A 22,770-nucleotide genomic window follows, 5' to 3' on the forward strand; every position below is an offset into this window, starting at 1 on the left:
GAGCGGTTGCACACCCGTGACCGGGTGCTCGCGCGCGAGCCCGCCCCCAAGCGCAATCGCTCAAGCCCGCAGCCGCAACCCCTTCGGCGTCGCCCGGAATCCCACCTCCCGCAGCACGTCTCCCAGTGCGGACGTCAACGCCACCTCCCCGTCGGCCTTCTGCACCGACAGCGCGCCCAACCACCCCTCCCGCACGGCCCGGGACAACCCCTCGGCCCCCGTTCGCAACACCGCCGCGTCTTCCGTGAACGACAGCAGTGAACGCCCACCGCGCTCCACGTACAGCGCGGGCACTCCGTCCACCAGGACCACCAGTGCCCCGGCCTTACGCCCGGGGCGGTGCTTCCCCTCGCCGAGGACCGTGGGCCAGCCCAGTGCGGCCCCGTACGGTTGGGCCGGGTCCGCGGCTGCCAGCACCACGGCCTCGCCCACCTCGGTGGAGTCCACCCGGGACAGGGAGCGAAGCCGGTCGACGGCTCCGCGGGCCGCGAACTGGGCCGCTCCCAAGCCCTCCACCACGTACCCGCGCACGATCTGGCCGGACTCCTCCATGGCCCGCAGCACCTTGTACACCCCGCTGAACCCGCCGACGACCCGTTCGGTGTCCAGCGCGCCGCGCGTCAGCACGCCGTGCCGTTCCAGGAACGCCTCCGCCCTGGCGTGTGCCCGCCGGGTCGCGTCCGGTTCTCGGGGGACCACCAGGGACCACCGGCCGCCCGCGGTGGGTGGGCCGGATCGGCTCGGCATGGCGGGCCGCGCTGTTCGCAGGCGGGCGTACCGGCCTCGGGGGGCGGTGGCGCGGGGCTTGTGCGCCGCGCCCCTCCCCGACACCAGCGCCCGGAGGGGGGCGATCGTGTCGTTCGTGACGAGGCCGCCCCACACCAGGTCCCACAGGGCCGACACCACGTCCTGGTCGGACGGTGCTTCCGCGCCACCGTCCAGCAGCACCGCGCCGGTGCGGTCCGCGACCTGGCGGAAGAACAGCGCCCCACCGTCCAAAGACGACAGCACGGCCGCGTGCAGCGGGGTGTCCGGCACGGCCTCCTCGACGTCCGGCAGCAGCAGGTCCGCCACGTCGGCCGGTGCCAGGGCGACCCAGCCGTCCCCGCCCGCGAGCGCTCCGCTGCCGCACCAGGTGACCTCCCCGGCCGCGGTCAGCTCGTCGAGCAGCGCGGGGGAGTAGCCGGGCAACCGCGAGGGCAGCACCAACGACTCCAGCGCGCTCGCGGGCAGTGGCGCCCCGGCCAGCTGTTCCACGACGGACAGCACGTCGTCGGCGGACGGGGTGGAGCGCCTGCTGCGGCCGATGCCGTGCCAGCCGGGCAGGAACCGCCCGAGGGCGGCCTGCTCCACCGGTTCGACCTCGGCCCGCAGCTTGGCCAGCGACCCGCGCCGGATCCGGCGCAGCACGTCCGCGTCGCAGTACTCCGTGTGGGTGCCGCCCGGGCGCAGCTCGCCGCGGACCAGCCGCCCGCTGCCCGCCAGGCGTTCCAGGACACCGGTCACCACGGACACGCCCAGGCCGAAGCGGGTCGCCGCCTCGACGGCCGGGAACGGCCCGTGGGTCCGCGCGTACCGCGACAGCAGGTCGCCCAGCGGGTCGGCGACCGGTTCGGTGAACACCTCCGGCACGCCCACCGGCAGCGCGGTGCCCAGCGCGTCGCGGACCCGGCCCGCGTCCTCCACCGCGAGGTAGCGCTCGACGCCCGCGATCCGGACCCGCAGGGCGCGGCGCGCGTCGGTCAGCTCGGTCAGCCACTCCGGGCGCACCCCGCGTTCGGCGGCCTCGGCCTCGGACAGGTCGCCGAGGAAGCGGAGCAGGTCGGCGGCGTCCTCGGCGTGGCGGGCGTGCCGCGCCGGGTCGAGGCGCTGCAGGGAGCGCTCGACCTCGTCGAGGACGCCGGGGTCGAGCAGTTCGCGGATCGCCTCCGAGCCGAGCAGCTCCGCCAGCAGCGCGCTGTCCAGCGACAGCGCCGCCGCCCGCCGCTCGGCCAGCGGGACGTCGTCGCCGTAGAGGAACATCCCGACGTAGCCGAAGAGCAGGCTGCGGGCGAACGGCGACGGGGACGGCGTCTCCACCTCCACCACCCGCACCCTGCGCCCGCGCACGTCGGCCATCAGCTCGCGCAGACCGGCGATGTCGTACACGTCCTGCAGGCATTCCCGCATCGCCTCCAGGGCGACCGGGAACTGCTCGTACTTCGCCGCGACCGACAGCAACTGCGCCGAGCGCTGCCGCTGCTGCCACAGCGGCGACCGCCTGCGCGGGTCGCGCTTGGGCAGCAGCAGCGACCGGGCCGCGCACTCGCGGAACCGGGCCGCGAACAGCGCCGAGCCGCCCACCTCGGCCACCACGATCTGCTCGACCTCGTCCGGTTCCAGCAACACGTCCTCCGCGCCCGCCACCACCTCCTGCCCGGTGTCGTCGACCGCGTCCGGCAGCCGCAGCACGATGCCGTCGTCGGCGTGCGCGATCTGCGCCTCCACCCCCCGGCGCTCGCGCAGCCTGGCCGCGATCGCCAGTGCCCACGGCGCGTTGACCTGCGCGCCGAACGGCGAGTGCACGACCAGCCGCCAGTCGCCCAGCTCGTCGCGGAACCGCTCCACCAGCAGCGTCCGGTCGTCGGGGACGTGCCGGGTGGCCTCCCGCTGCTCGCCCAGGTACGCCAGCAGGTTGTCGCTCGCCCACGCGTCCAGCCCGGCCGCCGCGGTGCGCACCCTGGCCCGCTCGCCGTCCATCGAGGACACCTCGCGGACGAACTTCCCCAGTGCCCGGCCCAGTTCCAGCGGCCTGCCCGGGGAATCGCCCTTCCAGAACGGCATCCGCGCCGGTTCACCCGGTGCGGGGGTGACGATCACCCGGTCGTGGGTGATCTCCTGCACCCGCCAGGACGAGGTGCCGAGCAGGAACGTGTCACCCACCCGGGACTCGTAGACCATCTCCTCGTCCAGCTCACCGACCCGCGAGCCCGCGCCGCGCTCGTTCGGCGGGGTCATCACGGTGAACAGCCCGCGGTCGGGGATGGTGCCGCCGGAGGTGACCGCCAACCGCTGCGCCCCCGGCCGACCGCGCAGCTCACCGGTCAGCCGGTCCCAGGTCACCCGGGGGCGCAGCTCGCCGAACTCCTCGCTGGGGTAGCGCCCGGACAGCATGTCCAGCACCGAGTACAGCGCGGAGTCCGGCAGCGACGCGTACGGCGCGGCCCGGCGCACCAGCGCCGCCAGGTCGGTGACCGCCCACGGTTCCAGCGCCACCATCGCCACGACCTGCTGGGCCAGCACGTCCAGCGGGTTGCGCGGGTAGCGCACCGCCTCGATCGCCCCCGCCGACATCCGCTCCGCCACCACCGCGCAGGACACCAGGTCGCCGCGAAACTTCGGGAACATCACCCCGCGCGACACCGCGCCCACCTGGTGCCCGGCCCGCCCGACCCGCTGCAACCCGGCGGCCACCGTCGGCGGCGCCTCGATCTGCACCACCAGGTCGACCGCGCCCATGTCGATGCCCAGCTCCAGCGACGAGGTGGCCACCACGCACGGCAGCCTGCCGGACTTGAGGTCCTCCTCCACCAGGGTGCGCTGCTCGCGCGACATCGACCCGTGGTGCGCCCTGGCGACCACCGGTTCCGCCCCGGTGCTCTGCCCCGACTGCCCGATCGCCTCGGCCGGGAACCTCACCGGGACCGGGGCCTCCTCGCTCGCCAGCTCGTTGAGCCGGGCGGTCATCCGCTCGGCCAGCCGCCGGGAGTTGGCGAACACGATCGTGGAGCGGTGCGCGCGGACCAGTTCCAGCACCCGCCGCTCCACCATCGGCCAGATGGAAGCCTGCTGCGGCGCCTCGGGGGAGTCCGGGTCGTCCGGGACCGCGCGCGGCTGCTCGGTCAGCGCGGACATGTCCTCCACCGGCACCTCGACGCTGACCTCGATCGTCTTGGCGAGCTCCGGCTGCACCAGCGTCACCGGCCTGCCACCGCCGAGGAACGAGCTGACCTCCTCCACCGGCCGCACCGTCGCCGACAGGCCGATGCGCTGGGCGGGCCGCTCCAGCAGCGCGTCCAGCCGCTCCAGCGACAGCGCCAGGTGCGAGCCGCGCTTGGCGCCCGCCACCGCGTGCACCTCGTCGACGATCACCGTGCGCACCCCGCGCAGCGACTCGCGCGCGGCCGAGGTGAGGATCAGGAACAGCGACTCCGGGGTGGTCACCAGGACGTCCGGTGGGGTGCGGGCGAACGCCCGGCGCTCGTCGGCCGGGGTGTCACCCGTGCGGGTGCCGACGGTGATGTCCGGCTCGGGGGCGCCCAGCCGGTGCGCGGCCTGCCGGATCCCGGCCAGCGGGGCCCGCAGGTTGCGCTGCACGTCCACCGCCAGCGCCTTCAGCGGTGAGACGTACACCACACGACAGCGGTGCTTCGGCTCCTCCGGCGGGCCGCTCTCGGCGAGCCGGTCGAGGGCCCACAGGAAGGCGGCCAGGGTCTTGCCGGAGCCGGTCGGGGCGACCACCAGCGCGTGCTCGCCCGCCGCGGCCGCCCGCCAAGCCCCTGCCTGGGCGTCCGTTGGCGCGGCGAACGCCCCGGTGAACCACTGGCGGGTGGCCGGGGTGAACAGGTCGAGCGCGTCGGCTGGCATGGGCCCATGGTCGCCGAAGACACCGACATTCGCCCGAAACCATCCACAGGCCCGGGGGCGGCTGCCAGGCTGACCCTGTGGACGGTGAGTTGCCCACCGGCCGCGAGTAGGGAAGGTTGCTCGGTCAAACGAAGGGAGGTGGCCGGTGGACCTGTGGGATTTCATCGTCCAGCGATGGGATCGACTCCTGCCCGAGGCCGCTCTGCACGCGAGCGCGGTCATCCAGTGCACGATCATCGCCGCGATCGCGGGTGTGGCGCTGGGCGTGGCCGTCTACCGCAGCCCGGCGGGCTCGGCGCTGGCCACGGCGCTCACCAGCGCCATCCTGACGGTGCCGTCGTTCGCCCTGCTGGGCCTGCTGATCCCGGTCCTCGGCCTCGGCGTCCCGCCGACGGTGGTGGCGCTGGTGCTCTACGCCCTGCTGCCGATCGTCCGCAACACCATCGTCGGGCTGTCCGGTGTGGACTCCGCGATCACCGACGCGGCGCGCGGCATCGGGATGAACCGGCTGCGCGTGCTCACCCGCATCGAGCTGCGGCTGGCCTGGCCCGCGATCCTGGCGGGCATCCGGGTCAGCACCCAGTTGCTGATGGGCATCGCGGCGATCGCCGCCTACGCCAAGGGGCCCGGCCTGGGCACCGAGATCTTCTCCGGGCTGGCCCGCGCGGGCAGCGCCAACGCCACCAACCAGGCCCTGGCGGGCACGCTCGGGATCGTGGTGCTTGCACTGCTGGTCGACGGGGTCTTCGTGCTCATCGGCCGACTGACCGTTTCGAGGGGGATCCGTGACTGAGCAGCACAGCGCAGGCGAGCGGTCGGGTGTGGAGATCACGCTCGACCACGTCACCAAGCACTACCCGGGGCAGCGGGAGGCCGCGGTCGAGGACGTCAGCATCGTGCTGCCCGCCGGGCGGATCACCGTCTTCGTGGGACCGTCCGGCTGCGGCAAGACCACCACCATGAAGATGATCAACCGGCTGATCGAGCCGACCTCCGGGACGATCACCGTGGGCGGTGCCGACGTGCTGTCGATGGACCCGGACAGGCTGCGCCGGGGCATCGGCTACGCCATCCAGCAGGCGGGCCTGTTCCCGCACCTGACCGTGGCCCAGAACATCGGCATGGTCCCCGGCCTGCTCGGCTGGGACCGGACCAGGACCGCCGACCGCACCGCCGAGATGCTGGACCTGGTCGGCCTGGACGCCGAGTTCGCCGACCGCTTCCCCCGGCAGCTCTCCGGCGGCCAGCAGCAGCGCGTCGGGGTGGCCCGCGCGCTCGCCGCCGACCCGCCGGTGCTGCTGATGGACGAGCCGTTCGGCGCGGTCGACCCGATCACCCGCGGCAACCTGCAGGACGAGCTGCTCAACCTGCAATCGGAACTGGGCAAGACCATCGTGTTCGTCACCCACGACTTCGACGAGGCGGTCAAGCTCGGCGACCGCATCGCCGTGCTCGGGCCGCGGTCGAAGGTCCTGCAGTTCGACACCCCCGAGGCCATCCTGGCCAACCCGGCCGACGACACCGTCGCCGGTTTCGTCGGCGCGGGCGCCTCGCTCAAGCAGCTGACCCTGCTGCGCGTGCGCGACGTCGAGATCGACCGCACCGGCGTGGTCACCGCGGGCATCGACGACCCCGTGCCCGAACTGCGGGGCAGGCTCGCGGACAGCCGGACGAAGTTCGCCCTGGTGCTCGACCGGCGCAACCGGCCGGTCCGCTGGGTGCACGTGCGCGACCTGAACGCGGCCACCTCGCTGGCCGGGGCGGGCAAGCCGGTCGGCGACTCGGTCTCGGTGCAGTCCACCCTCCAGGACGCGCTGGAGGCCATCCTCACCGAGGGCGGCAACGCCGCGGTCACCGGTTCCCGGGGCGAGTACCTGGGCACCATCGGGCTGGGCACGGTCACCGACGCCATCGCCGCGCTGCGCGAGGAGCACAATGGCGATCACAGCGACGACCACGGTGACAACCACACCGACGCGCGGGCGGGCAGCGAGGAGGGGGTGACCCCGTGACCGCCCTGGAGGCCCGCGCCCGGCGGGCGGACCGGATGCGGCTGCTCGGGCAGCCCGTCGCCGTCGTGCTGCTCGTCGGCGGGGTGCTGGCCTGGGCGTTCACCCGCGACCTCGACTCCATCGAGCGCGCCAACATCAACGCCGCCAAGCTGCTCCGCGACACCTGGGACCACCTGGTCCTGTCGGTCGTCGTCACCGCCCTGGTGGTCGTGGTCGCGGTGCCGGTGGGCGTCGCGGTCACCCGCCGCTGGGCCCGCTGGGCGGCGCCGGTGGTGCTCGGCATCGCCACCGTCGGGCAGGCCGCGCCCGCGGTGGGCGTGCTGGTGCTGTTCTTCCTGTGGACGGAGTGGGAGGGGCTCTGGGCCGCGGCGCTGCCGATCGCGCTGTACTCGCTGCTCCCGGTGCTGCGCAACACCGTCGTCGGCATCCAGTCGGTCGACCCGGCGCTGGTGGAGGCCGGTCGCGGCATCGGCATGTCCGGCGGCGCCGTGCTGCGCCGCATCGAGCTGCCGCTGGCCGTGCCGCTGATCCTGGCCGGGCTGCGCACCTCGCTGGTGCTCGCGGTGGGCACCGCCACCCTCGGCGCGTTCGTCAACGGCGGCGGCCTCGGCCTGCTCATCGACACCGGCTACAAGCTCAACCGGCCGACCGTCCTGGTCACCGGCGCGGTGCTGGCCGTCGGCCTGGCGCTGCTGGTGGACTGGCTCGGCGCGGTCGCCGAGCGCGGGCTCGGACCGAAGGGACTGCGCTGATGCCCAAGCCGAACACCGGGCCCAGGCTGGCCGCCCTCGCCGCGGCCTGCGGGCTGCTCGCGGGCTGCGGCCTGGAGAGCAACTTCGCCCTCCCGCTGGACGTCCTGCCCGGACCGCAGGCGGTGCGGGCCGACCTGACCGACGTGCGGATCGTGGTGGGCTCCAAGGACTTCACCGAGCAGATCATCATCGGCCACCTCACCGAGTTCGTGCTCGCCGCCGCGGGCGCCGACGTGGTCGACCTGACCAACATCCAGGGCTCCAACAGCTCGCGGCAGGCGCTGCTCTCCGGCGACATCGACGTCCAGTGGGAGTACACCGGCACCGCGTGGGTCAGCTACCTGGCGCAGAGCACGCCGATCCCCGACGAGCGCGAGCAGTTCGAGGCGGTCCGGGAAGCCGACCGCGCCAACGGCCTGGAGTGGCTCGACTACTCGGAGCTGAACAACACCTACGCGTTCGCCATGCGCAAACCGGTCGCCGAGGAGCTGGGCATCAAGACCACCAGCCAGCTCGCGGAGGTCATCCGGAAGGACCCGAGCCAGGGCGTCTTCTGCCTGGAGACGGAGTTCATCAGCCGCGACGACGGGTTCCCCGGGGTGCAGAAGGCCTACGGGTTCTCCGTGCCGCCGGGCAACGTGAAGATCTTCGGCGCGGGCGCGGTCTACCAGGCGCTGGCCAACGGGGCCTGCAACTTCGGCGAGGTCACCACGACCGACGGCCGGAACCTGGCCCTGGACCTCACGATCGTCGAGGACGACCGCAAGTTCTTCCCGCAGTACAACGTCGCCCCGGTCATCCGCACCGACTTCCTCGCCGAGCACCCGCAACTGCGCGAGGTCCTCGCACCGCTGGTAGAGCGCCTCGACAACGAGACGATGCAGCGGCTCAGTGCCCAAGTGGACGTCGACGGCGCCGACCCGGTGGAGGTCGCCCGCGACTTCCTGGTCGCGGAAGGCCTCATCACCCTCCCCTGACCGGGACGACCAGGGGAGCCCGCCGACCGGTCCCGCGGTCGGCGGGCTCACCCCCGTCCGCTGAGCTGCGGCGATCCCGACGGCCCCGGTGAGATCGACAGACCGGGGCCGTCGCCCGTATCGCTCGTGGGAGCATCAGCGACACAACCCGGGGGGTCAGCGGTGTCCGGGTTGGTGATGAGGGGAGAGCAGTGAACGTCCTGTCGGTGGATCTCGGCACGTCGAACACCGTCGCCGTGCTGTCCGCGCACGGCCGTCCGCCGCGCGTGGTCGACGTCGACGGCTCCTCGATGATGCCGTCGGCGGTGTTCGCCGGTGAGGACGGCACCCTGGTCGTCGGCCGCGACGCCGAGCGCCGCGCCCGCCTCGACCCGTCGCGGTTCGAGCCGAACCCCAAGCGCCGCGTCGACGAGGGCACGCTGCTGCTCGGCGACACCGTCGTCCCGGTCACCGATGCGCTCGCGGGCGTGCTGCGCCGCGTCGTCGACGAGACCACCCGCCAGCTCGGCGGCGGCAAGCCCGACGAGGTCCGGCTGACCCACCCGGCGCAGTGGGGCCCGGTCCGGCGCAACGTGCTGCTGTCCGCGGCCCGGCAGGCGGGCGCGGGGGCCAACCTGGTGCTGGTGCCCGAACCGGTCGCCGCCGCCGCGCACTTCGCCTCCTTCCCCGGGCAGAAGCTCGGCTCCGGGCAGGCGCTGGCCGTCTACGACCTGGGCGCGGGCACCTTCGACGTGGCCATCGTCGGCGCCACCCAGACCGGGTTCGCCGTCCTCGCCGAGGCCGGTCTGCCCGACCTCGGCGGCCTCGACGTCGACCAGGCCCTGCTCGAACACGTCGGCCGCCAGGTGTCGCACCGGGACCCGGCGGGCTGGCAACGCCTGCTGCGCCCCACCTCCACCGGCGACCGGCGTGCCCAGCGCGCGCTCCGCGAGGACGTCAAGGCGTCCAAGGAGGCGCTGTCGCGGCACCCGCAGACCGAGGTGCCGCTGCCGGAGCCGTTCGAGGACGTCCTGGTCACCCGGGTCGAGCTGGAGGCGCTGATCCGCCCGGGGATGCTGCGCAGCGTCGAACTGCTCGCGGCGACCATCCGCTCCACCGGCATGACCCCCGACCAGCTCGTCGGCATCTACCTCGTCGGCGGTTCCAGCCGCATCCCGCTGGTGGCGACGCTGATCGCCGAGCAGCTGCGGGTCGTCCCGACCAGCCTCGACCAGCCGGAGACCGCCGTCGCCCTGGGCGCGCACCACGTGCCGCAGGAGGGCATCACCATGCGCACCGGCGACATGAGCGGCGCACTCGACGCCGTGGCCCGCACCCGCGCGGTCATCCCGCCGCGCACCAGCGGGTTCACCGCGGGCAGCGGCGCCACCGCGACCGTGCGGCACCCCAAGTTCCCGACGAACCCGCAGCAGCAGCGCCCGGCGCAGAACCCGCCGTCGCGGCCGATCCCCGCGCAGAACCAGCAGCAGGCGCCGCACCAGGGCGCCCAGCAGCCCCGGTCCGGTCCGCTGCCCGTGCAGCAGGCACCGCAGTCCGGCCCGCTGCCGCAGTCCGGGCACCCGCAGCAGCAGGTGCAGCAGCGGCCGCCGCTGCCGCAGTTCCCGCAGCAGCGGCAGGGGTCGAACCCGGCGAAGCTGTGGATCGTCCTGGGCTCGGTCGGCCTGGTGGTGCTCATCGCCGTGGTGAGCGTCGTCCTCGCGACCTCCGGCGGCGGCGGGGTCGAGGACTGCGGGACCGACACCAAGGCCGACGCGCAGGGCTTCACCCCGTGCATGCGCACCCTGGCCGGGTCCGTCGCCTCCGGCGAGTGCACCGCGGGCATGACCCTCAACGGCGAGGTCGTCGACACCCCCGGTGCCACCGCCGCGACCTGCACCCTCTCCGACGGCTACTACGCCATCTACTACCAGTTCCCCAACCAGGCCGCGGTGTCGTCCAACATCGACCAGGCGTTCTCCGAGATGGGCGTGTCGAAAGCACAGGCCGAGACCGCCGCCTGGAGCGGTTCCGGGCTGTCCGGGACGTACTACTCCGTCGACGTCGGCGGTCGGGGCCTGCTGCTGTTCACCGTGGACGACAGCCCGCTGCTGGGCGCCGTGCTGAACCTGAGCGCCGCCTCCGACACCAGCCTGATCGACTACTTCACCAGCAGCGTCAAACCGGGCAGCTGAACCGGCGGGAGCCCCCGGACCGCCTGTGCCAGACTGAACCCGTCCCCGATCCGGAGGGAAACATGCGGGTTCTGTCCGTCGACCTCGGCACGTCCAACACCGTCGCGGTGCTCTCCGCGCACGGCCGCCCACCCCGGGTGATCGAAGTGGACGGTTCCGCCACCATGCCGTCGGCGGTCTTCGCCGCGGAGGACGGCGGGCTGGTCGTCGGCCGCGACGCCGAGCGCCGCGCCCGCCTCGACCCGTCGCGGTTCGAGCCCAACCCCAAGCGCCGCATCGACGACGGCACGCTGCTGCTCGGCGACACCGTCGTCCCGGTGTCGGAGGCGCTGGCCGCGGTGCTCAAGCGGGTCGCCGACGAGACCTCCCGCCAGCTCGGCGGCGGCGCCCCCGACGAGGTCCGGCTGACCCACCCCGCGCAATGGGGCCCGGTCCGGCGCAACGTGCTGCTCACCGCCGCCCGGCTCGCGGGCCTGGGCTCGGCGCTGGTCCTGGTGCCCGAGCCGGTCGCCGCCGCGGCGCACTTCGCCTCCCTCGGGCACGCCCTGCGCCCCGGGCAGGCGCTGGCCGTCTACGACCTGGGCGCGGGCACCTTCGACGTCGCCGTCGTGGCCGCCACCCAGGCCGGGTTCGCCGTGCTCGCCGAGGACGGCCTGCACGACCTCGGCGGCATGGACGTCGACCAGACCCTGCTCGAACACGTCGGCCGCCAGGTCTCGCACCGCGACCCGCGCGGCTGGCAGCACCTGCTGCGCCCGGAGTCGACGGCCGACCGCCGCGCCCGCCGCGCCCTGCAGGAGGACGTGAAGGCGGCCAAGGAGGCGCTGTCGCGGCACCCGCAGACCGAGGTGCCGATGCCGGAGCCGTTCGACGACGTGCTGGTCACCCGCGCCGAGCTGGAGGCGCTGATCCGGCCGAGCCTGCTGCGCAGCGTGGAGCTGCTGTCGTCGACCATCCGCGCCACCGGGCTCGGCCCGGACCGCCTCGGCGGCATCTACCTCGTCGGCGGTTCCAGCCGCATCCCGCTGGTGGCGACCCTGATCGCCGAGCAGTTGCGGATCGTGCCGACCAGCCTCGACCAGCCGGAGACCGCGGTCGCCCTCGGCGCGCACCAGGTGACCCAGGAGGGCATCAGCCTGCGCACCGCGGGTGTGGCCCCCGGCTCCACCCAGCCCGGCTCGGGGCCCTTCCCCACCCAGCAGCCCCCGCACGCGCCGCCGCCGAACACCGGGCCGCAGACCGCCGCGCAGTCGCTGCCGACCGGCGGTTTCCCGGCCACCCCGCAGGGCTTCCCGCAGCAGGCCAACTTCCCCACCCCGCCACGGCAGAACGACTTCCCCACCCCGCCCCGACCGGGCGGCAAGCGGCCCAAGGTCCTCATCGGGGTGGCCGCCGCGGTGGTCCTCGCGCTGGCCGTCGTGGGCGGGATCTTCCTGTTCACCTCCGGCGACGACCTGCCCACCGCCGAGTCGTGCCAGACCACGGGTGCCCGGGACGCGCAGGGCTTCACCGCGTGCCTGCGGCAACTGGCCGGGGCGGTGCCCGACGGCAACCGGTGCCAGGCCGCCGACGCCGACGCCGCGGCCGACGTCACCTGCGCGCTGCCGGACTCCTACACCGTCAGCTACGCCCAGGTCGGCTCACCCGACGAGGTCCAGGGCGTGTTGCGCGCCGAACTCGGCGAGATGACCGAGGGCGAGCACGTGCTGGCCGACTGGCGCGGCAACGGCCTCGCCGGGAAGTACCGCGCCGGGGTCAGCGGCGGCACCGGGGTGCTGGTGTTCACCGTCGAGGGCCGCCCGCTGGTCGGCTGGCTCTCCCGCTCCGGCGGCGACGAGTCCGCCGAGCTCACCCCGGACGCGCTGGCGGACTACTTCGCCCAGCGGGTCCAACCCGGCACCTGACCTACCGCCTCCGGTTGCGGACGAACCAGGAGATCCCGAACACCAGCGCGGCCACGCAGCTCGCGGCGACGCCGATGTCGAGCCAGAGGCTCTCGGCGGCCGTGGGCTGGTCGATCGCGAGCAGCAGCATGCCCCCATCCTGCCGGCCGTAGACTGGGCACCGATGCGCATCACCGCTTTCCGAGCCCGGCTCGCCGAGGAGTTCGGCGCGCTCCGGGCCGACACCATCGCCCACGACCACGTCTTCGCCGCCCTCGGCGGCCGCACCGTCGACCAAGCCCTCGACGCGGGCCTGCCGACGAAGGACATCTGGCAGGCCGTCTGCGAGGCCTTCGAGGTCCCGGCCGAGCGCCGCTGACCCCGACCGGGTGTGTCGGTGCCGCCGATCGAACACGTGTTCGCTACCCTGACCGGCACAGCACAGATCCGACGGCCGAGTTGTCCACAGACGGCGGTGCCTGCCGGAAATCGTCAGACCCTGCCCGTAGCGTCGACGGCGTGAGTACGAAACAGACTCGAGGTGGATCGAAGATGGCACCAGCAGCACCCGACCGGGACAAGGCGCTCGAACTCGCCTTGGCCCAGATCGACAAGAACTTCGGCAAGGGCTCGGTGATGCGCCTCGGCGAGGAGGGGCGTGCCCCCGTCCAGGTCATCCCCACCGGCGCCATCGCGCTGGACGTGGCGCTGGGCATCGGCGGCCTGCCGCGCGGCCGCGTGATCGAGATCTACGGCCCGGAGTCCTCCGGTAAGACGACGGTGGCCCTGCACGCGGTGGCCAACGCCCAGCGCGCAGGCGGCATCGCGGCCTTCATCGACGCCGAGCACGCGCTCGACCCGGACTACGCCAAGAACCTCGGCGTCGACACCGACGCCCTGCTGGTCTCCCAGCCGGACACCGGTGAGCAGGCGCTGGAGATCGCGGACATGCTGATCCGCTCCGGCGCGCTCGACATCCTGGTCATCGACTCGGTGGCGGCCCTGGTGCCGCGCGCGGAGATCGAGGGCGAGATGGGCGACAGCCACGTCGGCCTGCAGGCCCGGCTGATGAGCCAGGCGCTGCGCAAGATGACCGGTGCGATGAGCAACTCGGGCACCACCGCGATCTTCATCAACCAGCTGCGCGAGAAGATCGGCGTCATGTTCGGCTCGCCGGAGACCACGACCGGTGGCAAGGCGCTGAAGTTCTACGCCTCGGTGCGCCTGGACGTGCGCCGGATCGAGACCCTCAAGGACGGCGGCGAGCCGGTCGGCAACCGCACCCGGGTCAAGGTCGTGAAGAACAAGGTCGCCCCGCCGTTCAAGCAGGCCGAGTTCGACATCCTCTACGGCAAGGGCATCAGCCGCGAGGGCTCGCTCATCGACATGGGCGTCGACCAGGGCATCCTGCGCAAGTCGGGTGCCTGGTACACCTACGAGGGCGACCAGCTTGGCCAGGGCAAGGAGAACGCCCGCAAGTTCCTGCTGGAGAACCCGGACGTGGCCAACGAGGTCGAGAAGCGCATCAAGGACAAGCTCGGCATCGGTGCCAAGCTCGACGCCGACGAGACCCCCGCGGTCGAGGCGGCCGCACCAGTCGAGTTCTGATCGGCTGGTCGTGATGGCCGAACGCCGCTACGCGCGCAGAACCGGGGGGTCGGGCACGGACTCGACCTCCCGGGCCCCCGGCACGCGGGAGCGCCCCCGCGCCGCCGACGAGCAGGACCCGGCCGCCCGCGCCCGGGACATCTGCTACCGGCTGCTGGCCCTGCGCGACCACACCCGCCTCGAACTCGAACAGGCCCTGCTCCGCCGCGAGATCCCCGAGGACGTCGCCCAGGTGGTCCTGGGCAAGTTCGACAAGGCGGGCCTGATCAACGACGAGGCGTTCGCCGAGTCGTGGGTCGAGGCGCGGCACCGGCACCGCGGCCTCGGCCGCCGCGCCATCGCCCAGGAGCTGCGCCGCAAGGGGGTCGACGACACCACCGCCGCCGAGGCCCTGGCCGCTGTCGACGCCGAGGCCGAGGAGTCCCGCGCCCACGACCTGGTCCGCCGCAAGCTCGGAGGCACCCGGGGACAGGACCCCCAGGTCCGCCTGCGCAGGCTGGTGGCCATGCTCGCCCGCCGCGGCTACGCCGAGGGCCTCGCCTTCCGCGTGGTCCGCAGCGAGCTGGAGAACGAGGGCGTCGACGCGGACGCGGACACCCCGGGCTGGTCCGCCGACCTCGACTGACCCACCCTGCTCGCTTCCACCCGCAGCGCACCACGGCGGGCAGCCCGCGCGTCCCCGCGACTGCCCGCCCCGGGCCGCCGCCTGCTCTCGGGCTGCTGCCTGCCCCTGGGCCGTGTCCTCAAAGCCGGGATTTTGTCGCTGGTGCCCGGTCAGTGAATCCGCTTCGCCGAACCCGGGCCGTGTGCTGTCGGCTCAAGCCCGGGATTTTGTTGTGGGTGCCCGGGTGGGTGGATCTGCTTGGGCGGGGCCCCTACGCCGATCATGTGCCCAGTGTGACCGAGTGGGGCTGAAGGGATGCCCACAGCCCGGGCAGGCTTGCACATGATCGGCTCCCCCACCCAAGCACATCCACCCACCCGGGCGTCTGCGTAGCCGGACCGGCGGTTGTTGGGTGGTCGCCGGCTTTGAGGACAGACCCAGGCCGGGCCGCCCGTCCTCGGGCTGCTGCTCGCCCCCCGGGCCGCTGCCCGTCCCTGGGCTGGGCTGTTGCCTGCCCTGGCCGCTGCCTGCCGGGCTGGAGTGGAGCGCCGGGTGTCTTTGGGGCTGGCTTGGCGGCGACGTCGGCCACCCCGGGGGGCCGCCCCCAGGCACTCCGATCGCGTCCGCGCGTCCCGCACTGCGAGATGCCGACCCCCTTGTTTTCCGACCGCCGCGCCACCCGTCCCCAACCGTGGCCAGTGGTGCGCTTCACATGTGGCCAGCTCCGTCATTTTCCTCATCTGACCAGGCGAAACAGGGCAGGGGCCCAGGCCGTGGGCGACCGCCATGTGGTGCATGTCATACGCGCTTTTGCGCCACCTGAAAGGCACGACGCCCCTCACTTCAAAGCCCTGTGGTACTTGTCACATCTGCTCTCGACCGGAAAAGTGGGTGGGGAGCGGCACCGGTACGACGGCGTATCGGCCACAGGCCGCGAATGGATCGGTGTACTGGAGGTGCGACATGACGAGCACGGAGTTCAGCGAGCTGCAGCGGACCATCGGACAGCTGCGGCACTGCGTGGGGGCACTGCGGGCCCGCTATGGCGACGTCCCCGCTGTGCAACGGCTGACCAACGACCTGGAGCGCATCGACATCGATGCCGGTGACCTGGTGGCCGCCCCGGTGACCCCCGCGCCCAGGGTGCCCGTCTTCGCCGAGACGGAGGTCGTGCACATCCCCGACACCCCCTACGACCCGGCGCTGTGGCACGGCGCCGACGACGAGGGGGTCGGCGGCTACCAGCGCTGACCCGGCGCTCGCCGACCCGGACCGCTTCTCAAAGACGAGGAACCCATGACGTCAGGCGTTGGCGCCCCCACCCGGGCGAAGATCACCGCGCGCACGCTGCGGACCGACCGGTGGTGGCTCCCGCCCCTGATGACGAACCTGGGCCTGCTGGCCTTCGTCGTCTACGCGACGATCAGGTCGTTCATGGGCAAGTGGTACTGGGTCGGCGAGTACGGGTACCTGACGCCGTTCTACTCGCCGTGCCTCAGCGACTCCTGCCTGCCGGGGGCCAGCCACTTCGGCACCCCGCTGCCGGAGCTGCCCGGGTGGATCCCGCTGGGCTTCGTCGCGCTGCCGTTCCTGCTGGGGTTCCGGCTGACCTGCTACTACTACCGCAAGGCCTACTACCGCTCGGTGTGGCAGTCGCCGCCCGCCTGCGCGGTGGCCGAGCCGCACGGCAGCTACTCCGGTGAGACGCGGCTGCCGCTGGTCGTGCAGAACGCGCACCGCTACTTCTTCTACGTCGCCGTGCTCGTCTCGGTCGTCAACACCTACGACGCCGTGGTGGCGTTCACCCACGGCCTCGGCCTCGGCAACGTCGTCCTGCTGGTCAACGTGGTCCTGCTGTGGGCGTACACGGTGTCGTGCCACTCGTGCAGGCACGTCGTCGGCGGCAGGCTCAAGCACTTCTCGAAGCACCCGGTGCGCTACCGCGCCTGGACGCTCGTCTCCAGGCTGAACGCGCGCCACATGCAGCTTGCGTGGACGACCCTGGGCACCCTGGTGCTCACGGACCTCTACGTGATGCTCGTGGCCAGTGGCGCCATCTCCGACCTGCGGATCATCTGAGGAGAAGGACATCAATGACCGAGGTTGAGCGGCACTCCTACGACGTCGTCGTGATCGGTGCCGGGGGTGCCGGGCTGCGCGCGGTGATCGAGGCCAGGGAGCGGGGCCTGAGCGTCGCGGTGGTGTGCAAGTCGCTGTTCGGCAAGGCGCACACGGTGATGGCCGAGGGCGGCTGCGCGGCGTCGATGGGCAACGCCAACCCCAACGACAACTGGCAGGTCCACTTCCGCGACACCATGCGCGGCGGCAAGTTCCTCAACAACTGGCGGATGGCCGAGCTGCACGCCCAGGAGGCCCCCGACCGGGTGTGGGAGCTGGAGACCTACGGCGCGCTGTTCGACCGCACCGCCGACGGCCGGATCAGCCAGCGCAACTTCGGCGGGCACACCTACCCCCGGCTGGCGCACGTGGGCGACCGCACCGGCCTGGAACTGATCCGCACCATGCAGCAGAAGATCGTGTCGCTGCAGCAGGAGGACTTCGCCGAGTCGGGCGACCACGAGGCGCGGATCAAGGTCTTCGCCGAGTGCACCGTCACCGAACTGCTCAAGGACGGCGACCGGATCGCGGGGGCGTTCGGCTACTGGCGCGAGTCCGGCCGCTTCGTGCTGTTCGAGGCCCCGGCCGTGGTGCTGGCGACCGGCGGCATCGGCAAGTCCTTCAAGGTCACCTCGAATTCCTGGGAGTACACCGGCGACGGGCACGCGCTGGCGCTGCGCGCGGGCGCCACGCTGATCAACATGGAGTTCGTCCAGTTCCACCCCACCGGCATGGTCTGGCCGCCGAGCGTGAAGGGCATCCTGGTCACCGAGGGCGTGCGCGGCGACGGCGGCGTGCTCAAGAACAGCGACGGCGAGCGGTTCATGTTCGGCTACGTGCCGGACGTGTTCAAGGGCCAGTACGCCGAGAGCGAGGACGAGGCCGACCGCTGGTACGCAGACCAGGAGCAGAACCGGCGCACCCCGGACCTGCTGCCCCGCGACGAGGTGGCCCGCGCGATCAACACCGAGGTCAAGGAGGGCCGCGGCTCCCCGCACGGCGGGGTCTTCCTCGACATCGCCAGCAGGCTGCCCGCCGAGGAGATCCGCCGCAGGCTGCCGTCGATGTACCACCAGTTCAAGGAACTGGCCGACGTCGACATCACCGCCGAGCCGATGGAGGTCGGCCCCACCTGCCACTACGTCATGGGCGGCGTCGAGGTCGACCCGGACACCGGCGCGGCGTCGGTGCCCGGCCTGTTCGCGGCGGGGGAGTGCTCGGGCGGGATGCACGGCTCCAACCGCCTCGGCGGCAACTCCCTGTCGGACCTGCTGGTCTTCGGCAGGCGCGCGGGCTTGGGCGCGGCCGCCTACGTGGAGGGCCTGGGCACCCGGCCCGCGGTGGCCCCGGACGCGGTCGACGCGGCGGCGGCGCTGGCGCTCGACCCGTTCGACCCGGAGGTGGGCGGTCCGGCGGAGAACCCGTACACGCTGCAGAACGAACTCCAGCAGTCCATGAACGACCTCGTCGGCATCATCCGCAAGGCGGACGAGATGCAGCGGGCGCTGGCCACGCTGGAGGACCTCAAGCGCCGCCTGTCCAACCTCGTCGTCGAGGGGCACCGCCAGTTCAACCCCGGCTGGCACCTCGCCCTCGACCTGCGCAACATGCTCCTGGTCAGCGAGTGCGTCGCCCGCGCCGCCCTCACCCGCACCGAGAGCCGCGGCGGGCACACCCGCGACGACCACCCGGCGATGGACTCCCAGTGGCGCAACACGTTGCTGGTGTGCTCCACCGACGGCGACGCGGTCGCCGTGGAGCGCAAGGAGCAGGTGCCGATGCGCGAGGACCTGCTGGCCCTCTTCGAGCTCCCGGAGCTGGAGAAGTACTACACCGGTGGCGAGCTCGCCGCCCACCCGGGAAGGGCGGAGTGAGATGGCCTACGAGGCGAAGTTCAAGGTCTGGCGCGGCGACGACAGCGACGGCGAGCTGAAGGACTACCTGGTCGAGGTGAACGAGGGCGAGGTCGTCCTCGACATCATCCACCGCCTCCAGGCCACCCAGACCCCCGACCTGGCCGTCCGCTGGAACTGCAAGGCGGGCAAGTGCGGTTCCTGCTCCGCGGAGATCAACGGCCGCCCCCGGCTGCTGTGCATGACCCGGATGTCCACCTTCACCGAGGACGAGACGGTCACCGTCACCCCGATGCGCGCCTTCCCGGTGGTCCGCGACCTGGTGACCGACGTGTCGTTCAACTACACCAAGGCCCGCGAGATCCCGTCGTTCGCACCGCCGCCGGGCGTGGCACCGGGGGAGTACCGGATGCGGCAGGTGGACGTGGAGCGCTCGCAGGAGTTCCGCAAGTGCATCGAGTGCTTCCTGTGCCAGAACACCTGCCACGTGGTCCGCGACCACGAGGAGAACAAGGAGAACTTCGCCGGTCCCCGCTACCTCATGCGGGTGGCCGAGCTGGAGATGCACCCGCTGGACTCCGCCGACCGCGTCGCCGCCGCCCAGGACGAGCACGGCCTCGGCTTCTGCAACATCACCAAGTGCTGCTCCGAGGTCTGCCCGGAGCACATCGCCATCACCGACAACGCGCTGATCCCGATGAAGGAACGCGTCGCCGACCGCAAGTACGACCCGATCGTGTGGCTGGGCAACAAGCTGTTCCGGCGCGGCTGAGACTCCCGTGGAAAGAGCGGTGGCCCGGTCCAGGAGGACCGGGCCACCGTGCTTTGTCGGCTGTGCGGGCGATCAGCCGCCGCCGCTGCCCGCCCCCGCGCCCGTTCCGGCGCCCCCGACCGCGGTCGCGGCCAGCATCGCCGCCTCCCCGTCGTCGTTGCGGGCGGTCTTCTTGCCCTGGCTCAACCGGCGCTCGGTGTACACCGCGAGCCTGCTCAGCGCGTAGTTGACCACGATGAAGATGACGGCGATCAGCAGGTAGGTCTGGATCGGGTTGCTGAGCACCTCCTTGATCTGCCCGGCGACCCGCACCAGCTCCTCGTAGCTGATGATGAAGCCAAGCGAGGTGTCCTTGAGGACCACGACCAACTGGCTGATCAGCGCGGGCAGCATCGCCCGGAACGCCTGCGGCAGCAGCACCACCCGCAGCACCTGACCCCGGGTCAGGCCCAGCGAGTCGGCCGCCTCCTTCTGCCCGCGCGGCAGCGAGTTGATGCCCGCGCGGACGATCTCGGCGATGACCACCGAGTTGTAGAGCGTCAGGCCGATCACCAGGTACCACAGCGGGTCCATGTCCGCGCCCAGCGTGGGCAGCACGCGGGCGGCGAAGAAGATCGCGATGACGACCGGGACGCCGCGCAGGAACTCGATCAGCCCGACCACCGCCCAGCGGTACCAGCGGGCCGCGGTGACCCGGGTGACCGCCAGCAGGGTGCCGATGACCAGCGAGAACACCATCGCCAGCGCGGCGGCGGTCAGGGTGGCGCCGAGCGCGGTGCCGATCCGCTCCCACACCAGCGGGAACTGCTCGTCGGTCGGGTCGAACAGCGGCGACCACTTCTCCGGCGCGAACTGGTCCTGGTCGTTGAGCCGCATCCCCACCAGGGCGAGCGCCGCGAGGACGGCCAGCCCGGCGATGATGCTGAGGACCAGCACCCGGCGCTTGGCGCGCGGGCCGGGGACGTCGTAGAGGACGGACGTGGTGCTCATCGGGCGATCGCCACCTTGCGTTCGAGCAGGTTCAGCAGCAGGCCACCGGGGATCGTGATCACCAGGTAGCCGATCACGACACCGATCAGCACCGGCAGGATGGCCTCGCCGCGCGAGCTGGTCAGCGTGTCGCTGACCGAGAACAGGTCGCCACCGACGCCGAAGGCGCCCGCGATGGCGGAGTTCTTCACCATCGCGATGATCACGCTGCCCAGCGGCGGCACCACGGTGCGCAGCGCCTGCGGCAGGATGACGTTCGACAGCGACTGGGTGAAGGTCAGGCCCACCGCGCGCGCCGCCTCGGCCTGGCCCGCGGGCACCGAGTTGATGCCCGCGCGGACCGCCTCGCAGACGAACGCGGCGGTGTAGAGCACCAGCCCGGCCACGCCGAACCAGAAGTACTTGCCGTTGACCCCGATCTCGGGCAGGCCGAAGGCGCAGAAGAACAGCACCACGGTCAACGGGCAGTTCCGGAAGACGTTCACGTAGGAGGTGCCGACCCAGCGCAGCGGCGGGACGGGCGAGACGCGGAACGCGGCGATGATGGTGCCGAGGACCAGCGCCCCGATGAACGCGTACGCGCAGAACTCCAGCGTGGTGAAGAACCCGTCCCGGTAATAGGCGAAGTTGTCGAGGATGACGTTCAACGTGGTCTCCGAGCCCGGTCACGGCTCGGGGCGCCTGCCGACCGGCGGGAAGGCGGGCGCCCCGAGCACGGGATCAAACGGTGGTCAGCTGCAGGTGCCCAGCGCGGGCAGCTTCGGGGCCTCCGGGGAGACCTTGCCCGCGGTGTCCTTCCACGCCTTGTCGTAGCCGCCGTCGGTGACCGCGTCGGTCAGCGTCTTGTTGATGAACTCGCAGAACTTGGTGTCGCCCTTCTTGATGCCGATGCCGTACGGCTCCTTGGTGAAGGGCTTGCCGACCAGCTTGAAGTCGCCCTTCGAGCCGTCGACCAGGCCGAGCAGGATGACGTTGTCGGTGGTCACGGCCTGCACCTGGCCGGTGCGCAGCGCGTCGGCGCACTTGGAGTACACGTCGAAGAGCACGATGTTCGCCGGGTCGACGTACTCCTTGATCTTCTCGGCCGGGGTGGACCCGGTGACCGAGCAGACCTTGGCGTTGGCGGCCTTGAGGGCCTCCGGGCCGGTGATGGCCGAGTCGTCGGACTTGACCATCAGGTCCTGGCCCGCCTCGTAGTACGGCCCGGCGAAGGAGATGCGCTCCTTGCGCTTGTCGTTGATGGTGTAGGTCGCCACCACGAAGTCGACCTTGCCCTGCTCGATGACCTCCTCGCGGACCTTCGAGGGGGCCTCGACCCACTCGATCTTGTCCGCGGCCAGGCCCAGCTTCGCCGCGATCAGCTTGGCGACCTCGACGTCGAAGCCGGTCGGCTTGCCGTCGAGGCCCTTGAGGCCGAACAGGGGCTGGTCGAACTTGGTGCCGATCTTGACCTTGCCCGCCGACTTGAGCGTGGCCATGGTGGTGCCGGGCTCGAAGGTCACCTCGGTGTTGACCGACGGCTGGTTCGAGGTGTCGCTCGACCCGCCGCACGCGGCCGTCGAGACGGCGAGGGCGGCGGTCACGGCGCCGACCATGAGGCCCCGGAGTCGCATGTCTGCTCCTTGTTCTCGTCGGCCCCGAGGGAGCCGAGCGGTGTGGTTCGTTCTGTCAGGTCAGTGCGTGAGGATCTTGCCAAGGAAGTCGCGCGCCCGCGCGGACTCCGGGGCGGTGAAGAACTTGTCCGGGACGGTGTCCTCGACGATCTCGCCGTCGGCCATGAACACGACCCGGTTGGCGGCCTTGCGGGCGAAGCCCATCTCGTGGGTGACCACGAGCATGGTCATGCCCTCACCGGCCAGGCCGGTCATCACGTCGAGCACCTCCTGGACCATCTCCGGGTCCAGCGCCGAGGTCGGCTCGTCGAACAGCATCACCTTGGGGCGCATCGCCAGGGCGCGGGCGATCGCCGCGCGCTGCTGCTGGCCGCCGGAGAGCTGGGCCGGGTACTTCTCGCTTTGGCTGGCGATGCCGACCCGTTCCAGCAGCTCCAACCCGGTCTTGCGGGCCTCGGCCTGGCTGGTGCCGCGCACCTTCACCGGGGCGAGGGTGACGTTCTCCAGGATGGTCTTGTGCGCGAAGAGGTTGAACGACTGGAACACCATGCCGACCTCGGCGCGCAGCCTGGCCAGCTCCTTGCCCTCGGCGGGCAGCGGCTTCCCATCGATCTCGATCACGCCGGAGTCGATCGGCTCCAGCCGGTTGATGGCCCGGCAGAGCGTGGACTTCCCGGAGCCGGACGGCCCGAGGACGACCACCACCTGCCCCTGGGGAACCTCCAGGTTGACGTCCTTGAGCACGTGCAGTGGGCCGAAGTGCTTCTCCACCGACTGCATGCGGATCATCG

General features: G+C 72.2%; 19 protein-coding genes. 13 read left to right on the top strand and 6 right to left on the bottom strand.

From position 1 onward, the window contains the following. Positions 1–60: 60 nt before the first annotated feature. Complete coding sequence (locus L6E12_RS20815) at positions 61–4,626, bottom strand: ATP-dependent helicase (RefSeq protein WP_236229596.1); 4,566 nt, start codon at positions 4,624–4,626, stop codon at positions 61–63. A gap of 145 nt (positions 4,627–4,771) precedes the next feature. On the opposite strand from L6E12_RS20815, the gene L6E12_RS20820 reads away from it, so the two are divergent. The 6 genes from L6E12_RS20820 to L6E12_RS20845 all read left to right on the top strand — a co-directional run bounded on the left by L6E12_RS20820 (position 4,772) and on the right by L6E12_RS20845 (position 12,442). After that, positions 4,772–5,419, top strand: a complete 648-nt coding sequence (locus L6E12_RS20820) for an ABC transporter permease (protein WP_236229597.1) — start codon at positions 4,772–4,774, stop codon at positions 5,417–5,419. Continuing rightward, positions 5,412–6,638 carry an ABC transporter ATP-binding protein gene (locus L6E12_RS20825; RefSeq protein ID WP_236229598.1) on the top strand — a complete coding sequence of 409 codons (1,227 nt, stop codon included), beginning with the start codon at positions 5,412–5,414 and terminating at the stop codon, positions 6,636–6,638. Before L6E12_RS20820 ends, L6E12_RS20825 begins: the two co-directional genes overlap by 8 nt. 35 nt (positions 6,639–6,673) lie before the next feature. Continuing rightward, positions 6,674–7,390, top strand: a complete 717-nt coding sequence (locus L6E12_RS20830) for an ABC transporter permease (RefSeq protein ID WP_236229621.1) — start codon at positions 6,674–6,676, stop codon at positions 7,388–7,390. Then, positions 7,390–8,367: a glycine betaine ABC transporter substrate-binding protein gene (locus L6E12_RS20835; RefSeq protein ID WP_236229599.1), complete on the top strand. Its 978-nt coding sequence runs from the start codon at positions 7,390–7,392 to the stop codon at positions 8,365–8,367. Before L6E12_RS20830 ends, L6E12_RS20835 begins: the two co-directional genes overlap by 1 nt. Before the next feature lie 191 nt (positions 8,368–8,558). Next, positions 8,559–10,538, top strand: a complete 1,980-nt coding sequence (locus L6E12_RS20840; RefSeq protein WP_236229600.1) for an Hsp70 family protein — start codon at positions 8,559–8,561, stop codon at positions 10,536–10,538. Positions 10,539–10,600: 62 nt separating this feature from the next. Further along, positions 10,601–12,442, top strand: coding sequence for an Hsp70 family protein (locus L6E12_RS20845; protein ID WP_236229601.1), 1,842 nt, complete (start codon positions 10,601–10,603; stop codon positions 12,440–12,442). Position 12,443: 1 nt separating this feature from the next. On the opposite strand, the gene L6E12_RS34830 is transcribed toward L6E12_RS20845, so the two are convergent. Next, positions 12,444–12,572 (bottom strand): hypothetical protein, encoded by a 129-nt coding sequence (locus L6E12_RS34830; RefSeq protein ID WP_255683316.1) that lies wholly within the window; start codon positions 12,570–12,572, stop codon positions 12,444–12,446. 33 nt (positions 12,573–12,605) lie between these two features. On the opposite strand from L6E12_RS34830, the gene L6E12_RS20850 reads away from it, so the two are divergent. From L6E12_RS20850 to L6E12_RS20880, 7 genes are all read left to right on the top strand, one after another. Then, positions 12,606–12,800 (top strand): DUF3046 domain-containing protein, encoded by a 195-nt coding sequence (locus L6E12_RS20850; RefSeq protein ID WP_236229602.1) that lies wholly within the window; start codon positions 12,606–12,608, stop codon positions 12,798–12,800. Positions 12,801–12,973: 173 nt separating this feature from the next. Beyond that, positions 12,974–14,029: a recombinase RecA gene (gene recA, locus L6E12_RS20855; RefSeq protein WP_035290269.1), complete on the top strand. Its 1,056-nt coding sequence runs from the start codon at positions 12,974–12,976 to the stop codon at positions 14,027–14,029. A gap of 13 nt (positions 14,030–14,042) precedes the next feature. Then, a complete protein-coding gene (locus tag L6E12_RS20860; RefSeq protein ID WP_236229603.1) occupies positions 14,043–14,654 on the top strand; it encodes a regulatory protein RecX in 612 nt (203 codons plus the stop codon). A 942-nt stretch (positions 14,655–15,596) separates the two neighbouring features. Then, positions 15,597–15,884 carry a hypothetical protein gene (locus tag L6E12_RS20865; protein WP_236229604.1) on the top strand — a complete coding sequence of 96 codons (288 nt, stop codon included), beginning with the start codon at positions 15,597–15,599 and terminating at the stop codon, positions 15,882–15,884. Positions 15,885–15,929: 45 nt separating this feature from the next. Then, positions 15,930–16,712 (top strand): hypothetical protein, encoded by a 783-nt coding sequence (locus tag L6E12_RS20870; RefSeq protein WP_236229605.1) that lies wholly within the window; start codon positions 15,930–15,932, stop codon positions 16,710–16,712. A gap of 14 nt (positions 16,713–16,726) precedes the next feature. Next, positions 16,727–18,625: a fumarate reductase/succinate dehydrogenase flavoprotein subunit gene (locus L6E12_RS20875; protein WP_236229606.1), complete on the top strand. Its 1,899-nt coding sequence runs from the start codon at positions 16,727–16,729 to the stop codon at positions 18,623–18,625. 1 nt (position 18,626) lies between these two features. Then, positions 18,627–19,376 carry a succinate dehydrogenase/fumarate reductase iron-sulfur subunit gene (locus tag L6E12_RS20880; RefSeq protein ID WP_236229607.1) on the top strand — a complete coding sequence of 250 codons (750 nt, stop codon included), beginning with the start codon at positions 18,627–18,629 and terminating at the stop codon, positions 19,374–19,376. Between the two features lie 72 nt (positions 19,377–19,448). Here L6E12_RS20880 and L6E12_RS20885 read toward each other — a convergent pair whose 3' ends face one another. The 4 genes from L6E12_RS20885 to L6E12_RS20900 all read right to left on the bottom strand — a co-directional run bounded on the left by L6E12_RS20885 (position 19,449) and on the right by L6E12_RS20900 (position 22,768). Continuing rightward, positions 19,449–20,366: an amino acid ABC transporter permease gene (locus L6E12_RS20885; RefSeq protein ID WP_236229608.1), complete on the bottom strand. Its 918-nt coding sequence runs from the start codon at positions 20,364–20,366 to the stop codon at positions 19,449–19,451. Further along, positions 20,363–21,013, bottom strand: a complete 651-nt coding sequence (locus tag L6E12_RS20890) for an amino acid ABC transporter permease (RefSeq protein ID WP_236229609.1) — start codon at positions 21,011–21,013, stop codon at positions 20,363–20,365. Before L6E12_RS20890 ends, L6E12_RS20885 begins: the two co-directional genes overlap by 4 nt. Positions 21,014–21,097: 84 nt before the next feature. Then, the gene (locus tag L6E12_RS20895) at positions 21,098–21,979 is read right to left on the bottom strand and encodes a glutamate ABC transporter substrate-binding protein (RefSeq protein ID WP_236229610.1); all 882 of its coding nucleotides are present in this window, start codon (positions 21,977–21,979) and stop codon (positions 21,098–21,100) included. A gap of 60 nt (positions 21,980–22,039) precedes the next feature. Beyond that, positions 22,040–22,768: an amino acid ABC transporter ATP-binding protein gene (locus L6E12_RS20900; RefSeq protein WP_236229622.1), complete on the bottom strand. Its 729-nt coding sequence runs from the start codon at positions 22,766–22,768 to the stop codon at positions 22,040–22,042. Between the last annotated feature and the right edge of the window lie 2 nt (positions 22,769–22,770).

The organism is Actinokineospora sp. PR83, assembly GCF_021056305.1.
GTDB lineage: Bacteria > Actinomycetota > Actinomycetes > Mycobacteriales > Pseudonocardiaceae > Actinokineospora > Actinokineospora spheciospongiae.